The 6,652-nt window shown below is 34.2% G+C and carries 3 protein-coding genes; 1 reads left to right on the top strand and 2 read right to left on the bottom strand.

All coding sequences use genetic code 11. The features are described 5' to 3' along the window. Both ABIB30_RS26780 and ABIB30_RS26775 read right to left on the bottom strand, forming a co-directional pair. Positions 1–1,748: AMP-binding protein (locus ABIB30_RS26780; RefSeq protein ID WP_354306085.1), on the bottom strand; the 1,748-nt coding region annotated here is incomplete at its 3' end. Between the two features lie 281 nt (positions 1,749–2,029). Further along, on the bottom strand, positions 2,030–3,898 hold the full coding sequence (locus ABIB30_RS26775) for an aminoglycoside 6-adenylyltransferase (RefSeq protein WP_354306084.1): 1,869 nt from the start codon (positions 3,896–3,898) through the stop codon (positions 2,030–2,032). A gap of 257 nt (positions 3,899–4,155) precedes the next feature. On the opposite strand from ABIB30_RS26775, the gene ABIB30_RS26770 reads away from it, so the two are divergent. Then, on the top strand, positions 4,156–6,600 hold the full coding sequence (locus ABIB30_RS26770; RefSeq protein WP_354306083.1) for a TonB-dependent receptor: 2,445 nt from the start codon (positions 4,156–4,158) through the stop codon (positions 6,598–6,600). Positions 6,601–6,652: the final 52 nt, after the last annotated feature.

The raw sequence follows: 6,652 nt of genomic DNA, 5'->3' as shown, positions 1-6,652 counted from the left end.
AGTCCATCGCCGGCAAGATAGATTTTCCCTCTTGCGCCTAATGGTAATAGCTGTAAATTATTGTCCAGTATATAAACTGCTGTATTAGCAATCGGTTTCCCTATGGGAACAAACGGATTCTCCCGAAGCAAATCGAATTTGTAAATGGTTGCACACACGGCGTATTCGGTTGGTCCATAAGCATTAAAACATGCTATTCCTGTTAAAGCTATCTCCATAGCTTTAACTCTGCTTATAACTTCTCCGGCAGTAATGATACACCTCAGATTAGTCAAATGTGTTACTGAAATCAGCTTCAAATATCCAGGCGTAAAGGTAACAACAGTGGTTTCTGAAGTTTGTATAAACCGCGTAAACTGCTTTACATCTTTGATAATATCTTCCTCTGGAATGATCAATTTTGCACCTGAATAAGCTGCCATCATGATTTCAGAAATAGAAGCGTCAAATGAAACAGAAGCAAACCATAAAATGCCATCGGTTTCCGTGATCGAAAATGTCTTGACCTGGTCTAAAGACATATTTATATTACTTCCATGCCTGATCAGCACCCCTTTTGGGTTTCCGGTTGATCCTGAAGTATAGATCAGATAAGCAGGATCAGTACTTAAGATCTCCCTGTTCAGATTTTCATCTGGATAAGCATTGAATGATACTTCAGAAAGGTTTAAGTTAGCTGCGGTTAACACTAAGGATTTTGAGGGCTCATTGATACTGATAACCAGTTTTGCTTCACTATCTTTAAAAATTTGCCTGATTCTGTCTTCAGGATATGAGGGATCTACTGGCAAATAGACAGCGCCCAATTTCATAATCGCGAAAAGTGACCATACAGATTCCAGTGATTTTGGCATCAGCACACCAATTACCTGCCCCTTTTTGATAGCATAATTCGCTGCAATAAAATTTGCGAGTTGATTTATTCCTGCGTTGAATTGTTTATAATTGAGTTTTCTTTCCGCATAAATTACCGCAATATTTTCAGGTGTTTTCTTCACCTGTTCTTCAAATAAGGATACGATTGTATGATTTTTGGGATAAATTGTCTTTGTATCGTTAAATCCGGCTAATAGCGTCTGCTTTTCTAATTCATTCAGTAAAGGAAAATCCAATAGTCCGGTGTTTAGATATACTTCCAGACTGCAGAGTAATGTTTTAAAATTATTAAAAAAATGGAGGAGTAAATTTTCATCAGCAAATCCTTCGAGATAAGAAATGGTTAATCTCAAACTCATATTTGCCTCTGTTTTGACTGCGATAAACAATCCTTTACATAATTCAGAAGAATCGCTGCTTTTTGTGCTTATCCCGTAGGGTGTATACTGATCCAGCCTGCCATCAATTTTACTGGCTATATTTTCAGGTTCATAATCAGCAAATGAAAGGGTTGCTGCAATTTCAGTTTTCAGCTCTTGCAATTTATCTTTCAGGCTCCTGTTCAGGAGAGAAACGTCCAGGTCAAATAGTAGTGGTCTTGCCTGATCATTATTTATATAAGCTGTGATACAGCCGTCATAATCCTCAAAATATCTTTTTAAAAAAACAGAGTAAATAGTAGTCAGCAGTGTAAACTGTGCAAGCTCATTTCCTTTACTTATTTTATAAAACCAGGATAAATCTTGTTGTTCAATAGTGATGAAAGGTAATGCTTTCACTTTCCCATCCGATAAAGAAATCTTTCTTTTACCAGATACCTTTTTCACCCAAAACTGCTCAGTAATTTTTTTATCGAGATCTTTTAACCTCATAATTAATGCGAATCAATTTTAAAAAGATTTTACAAAAAATAAATCATCAGGATTACCTCTGACGAGGCCGTTCAATATTTCTTGGTTGTTATTCTTTGGATTCGCAATCTATAATTTTTTATAGAGATATTACCACACAACAAAAAAAAATTAATAAAAAAATTAACTCTCATATCAAATAAAGTCTTTAAAGACGTCATTATCTGTTCATTTACAATAAAAAAAAGGCAAGCTATTACCAATACAAACCATCAGCATAGTTGGCTACGATAAATGAATGATTAATTTGATTTTAGCAACTCATTGTTTGCCTGCTCATAGACTTGCGTTTGAAGTGCAATATCTAATTCTATACCGAAGGTTTCAGAGACCAGACCTGAAACTTCTTTATAAAGTTCCATCGAATTCATGATGGCTCTTTTCATTTCTTCAATATTGCTGTGTGGAAGTGTAAGCATTAATTTATCTTGCATTTCATTAGCGCACCAGTCTTTTATAGAACGAATATCAGCAACCAGTTCAGTAAACCGGTTCTCATCCAGATGTGACCATTGAACCATTTCCAGGAGGTGTTTCTTCACTGCATGATCTAAAATCACAATTGCATAAAAGAAATCTCTTCTATACAGCTTTACCATAAGTTTATAGGAATTTTGCCAGAAACAATGATAGTTTTTATGAAACATTGCGGCTGTGAGCCTTCCTTTTTCAGAACTGTTTATTTTGTATAGCATAGCCTCAAAAAAATCAGCTTCGGAAATAGTGTCTTTCAAAACAGAGTATCCTTTTTTAAGATCTTGTTTAAGGAAATCAATTTTTTGAGTGGCATATTTTTTACGCCTCTGGTTTATAAAGGAGCAAAGAAAACCTTTCATTAAATAAAAATGTCTTTTAAGCAGGTATAAATCTTTCACATTTTCCAATTTCAACTGGATCAGCTGTCCGTTATTTAGTAAAATTTCAACTGCATTTCTAATGGAACTTTTACGGATAACTATAGACAAGATATCATCAAATATATTCTTCCATGTTTCCTCCTTCAGGTATTTTTCAATATGATCTACATAAAATATCATATTGATTTCCAGAGCATTTATTACATACTTTGATCCTTTCGCGTTATAGCTGAGAACAATTTTCACATCTTCATAGTCATTAATTATTGCAGTCAATTGATCAGAACAAACCATTTGACAATCCGTTTCATTCACGTTGATTGGCAACTGTATATTTTTAATAACGAACTGCTCAAGCGTATTAATTATTTCATAGTTTTTCTTTGTCGAGATTTCATGTGACAATTGCTGATATAGCTGAATAGTATTCAGGATTGACTTCCTCATCTCCTGTATATTTCGATGAGGAAATATATCATATAAGCGCTGAATGATAGTTTCATCACACCATTCGTTTAATTTGGCTCCGTAATAAAATATATCTTTTTGCTCATCCTTAAATAACAGGGTATGCCAGTTTACCATTTGGATTAAGTTGACTTTAATCATATGGTCAAGCATTAGCTTTGCATAAAGAGGATCATTTATAACCAATTTTAAATGGAACCGGTAACATCCCTGCCAGAATTGATGATAATTATTGAAGAAACGTTTATGATCTAAAAGATTCAGTTCTTCATCCTTGACATCTTGTTTATAGAGCTCAAGTATAGTGTCTACTATTTGCTGAAGGTTCATTGAGTCATACAATATGGTATGTCCTCTTTTCAGAAAATAATTAAACGAATAGATATTGTTGTCAATGTACTTTTTTATCTTATTTGGCAGTAAACCGGATAAATTATGTCTTTTTAGAAAGAGGTAATGTCTGGTCTTCGAGAATTCACTAATGTTTACAGTAATAATATCCAGGCCAGTCCCATCTTTCAGCATAAGCTTAATGACCATTACATGGTCAACAAAATCTTTTACAATAACCCTGGATAAAATCTCTCCTAAATAACCCTTTAGCAGCTTATTATTTTCATCCGCTAAATATTTTTCAGGATTACTCGTAAACAGAAATATATCAAGGTCTGAGTACTTATCTTTTGTCTTACGATTTGAGGATCCAAAAGAAATAACACCATAAATATCTTTGCTATTTTTGGCAAGCGCAATAATATTCTCTGTAACTATATTAAGATCACCCATTTACACCAAGCCTTCCTATCACATTTTTCAATATTAATTTCACAAATTGCTAATATATGTTTTTATCTGAAAATCAGCTGTCAAATTAGCAACCAATAAAATTATAATATAAAAAATACAGTAATATTTAAATTTAAAATATTATTAATAGTAACATATTATTACAAAATAATTAAACAATTAGAATATTTATATTAAAAAGCATTCAAACAATTAAAAAAAACTCTACTTTCAGTGGATAAAACATAATCATCTGTATGAAAAAAAACTTATGCTACTTATTTGTTCTGATATTTTATTTAAGTCTCTCTGCTAATAACGGATTTTCGCAGGAAAAGCCGGTTTTTTTTGAATTAAAAGGAAAATTGATCAGTGATCAAAATCAAAAAATTGATGAGGTTACGCTCCATCTGTTGAATACAAATGATAAAAAATTAGTTAAAATAGAATACGTTACCCAATCCGGACAGTTCACCTTTGATAAGATCCCTAAAGGGAATTATATACTCGTGACACAGAGTATGGCCTATATAAAATATGAGTCGGCTTCAATTGAACTCAATAATAATACAGATTTGGGCAGCATCACACTCAGTCCGCTAAGTAATAATTTAAAAGAGGTTTCTATTGCAGCAGTTAAACCATTTATCCAGCAGCAATATGATAAAACGGTAATCAATGTATCAAGTTCTATAGCAGCAGTAGGAAGTACAGCTTTAGAGGTGCTGGAGAAAGCTCCTGGTATCACTATTGATCAAAATGATAATATAGCGATGCGGGGACGGCAAGGCGTACTGGTTATGATTGACGGAAAACTCGTTCCAATGTCAGGACAGGACCTTGCAAATATGCTGAGAAGTATGTCAGCCAATCAAATAGAGAAAATAGATTTAATCACTAATCCTTCTTCAAAGTACGATGCTTCCGGTAATTCTGGTATTATTGATATTAGATTGAAAAAAGGCAAAAATGATGGGCTGAATGGTAATGTTACGATGAGCTATAGCCAGGGAATTTATCCGAAGCTAAACCCCTCGATCAATATCAATCATAAAGTTAAAAACCTGAATATATTCGCTTCTTATAATTATTCTTTCCGCGAGGACATGACCAATCTTAAGATTTTCAGAAATTTCTATAACGCTTCTGACCAGGTAACAGGCGGTAATGACTTTGATAACTTTTTTAAATTTACATCCAATAGTCATAATGCCCGTATAGGTGCCGATTATAATCTGGGGAAAAATACGATTATTGGCTTTGCTGCAAATGGAATATTTACTAGTGGAAGTGTTCAGTCGGCTAGTAATACCAATGATTTTAATGCAACTCATGAGCTTAACGGGTCTTTCGCTACAAATGGTAAAACGCATCCTATACGTAATAATGGAAGTATCAATTTTAACTTTAAGCAGGTCTTGGATACTGCGGGAACAGAGCTGACAGCAGATTTTGATTATGCACGTTACATCAACAACGATATTCAAAATTATCATACGCAGTATTTTGGTGTAGATGGTCTGCAGAATAAAGATCCTTACACACTTTTTGGTGATCTGAAAGGCAAATTAAATATTAAGTCTTTTAAAGTTGATTATACACATCCTGTGAAAAGTATCGGAGCTAATCTGGAAGCTGGTATAAAGGCCAGCTGGGTGGAAGCGGATAATGATGTCGCATTTTTTGACAGAAGCAATGGCGGGAACATTCCGGATCTGGGAAAAAGTAATCGATTCCTTTATGATGAGCAAATTAATGCAGCTTATATTAATGCATCAAAAAAATGGGCGAAACTACATCTTCAACTGGGTTTAAGATTAGAAAACACCATTGCGAAAGGTACCCAAGTAACCAATAATGATAATTTTGATAAAAATTATACGCAGTTATTCCCAAGTGGCTATTTAGGATATAAATTCAACAAGCAGAATGATCTTGGGATTTCTGTGAGCAGAAGAATTGACAGACCTTCCTACAGACAATTAAATCCTTTCAGAATATTTCTGAATCCGTTAACTTATGCAGCCGGGAATCCATTTTTGAACCCGGAAATCACAACTTCAATGGAGTTGACCTATACCTTTCTTCAAAAATATACAACCAAATTGGGGTATAGCAGAACAACAGATAATATTCTCAATGTATTGTCCCCGGACGTAGAACCAGGTACTGTAATTCAAACCTTCAGGAACCTGGCTAAATTTGATTATTACAACCTGAGTTTTAGTTTTCCAATCACTATTGGCAAATGGTTTAATAGCAGCAATACGGCGTTGATGTATTATGGCAAATACAAAGGAAACCTGGTGAATACTAACTTAGACGCCAACAGGCTTGCGTTCAATTTTAACTCCAGTAATTCGATCATTATTGATAACAATACCAGTTTGGAGGTTCTTGGGAGTTATCAGTCTAAGTCTACTTATGGGTTCCTGGAGGTAGGAAAATTCTGGTCTGCTGGCATTGGTGCCCAAAGACAGTTATGGAATAAAAAGGCTTCTGTAAAATTGAATGTAAGTGATATATTTTATACAACTAAAATAGAAGGTATTACAAAGTTAACAGGATATGGGGAACATTTCTTCCAGAAAAGAGATTCAAGAGTGGGCACTATCAGCTTTAATTATAGATTTGGTGGCCAGGGCAATGGTTCCAGGAGAAAAACAGGAGGCGCTGAGGAAGAGAAACGCAGGGCAAATTAAAAGGGGTGAAAGGAGTTATTTAAGTACTGCACATATTTTAGAGTAAAAAGAC

The sequence above is a fragment of the Pedobacter sp. UYP1 genome (assembly GCF_040547305.1).
Lineage (GTDB): Bacteria > Bacteroidota > Bacteroidia > Sphingobacteriales > Sphingobacteriaceae > Pedobacter.
The sequence above is the reverse complement of the archived record's forward strand: the minus strand, read 5'-3'. Positions and strand labels throughout refer to the sequence as shown.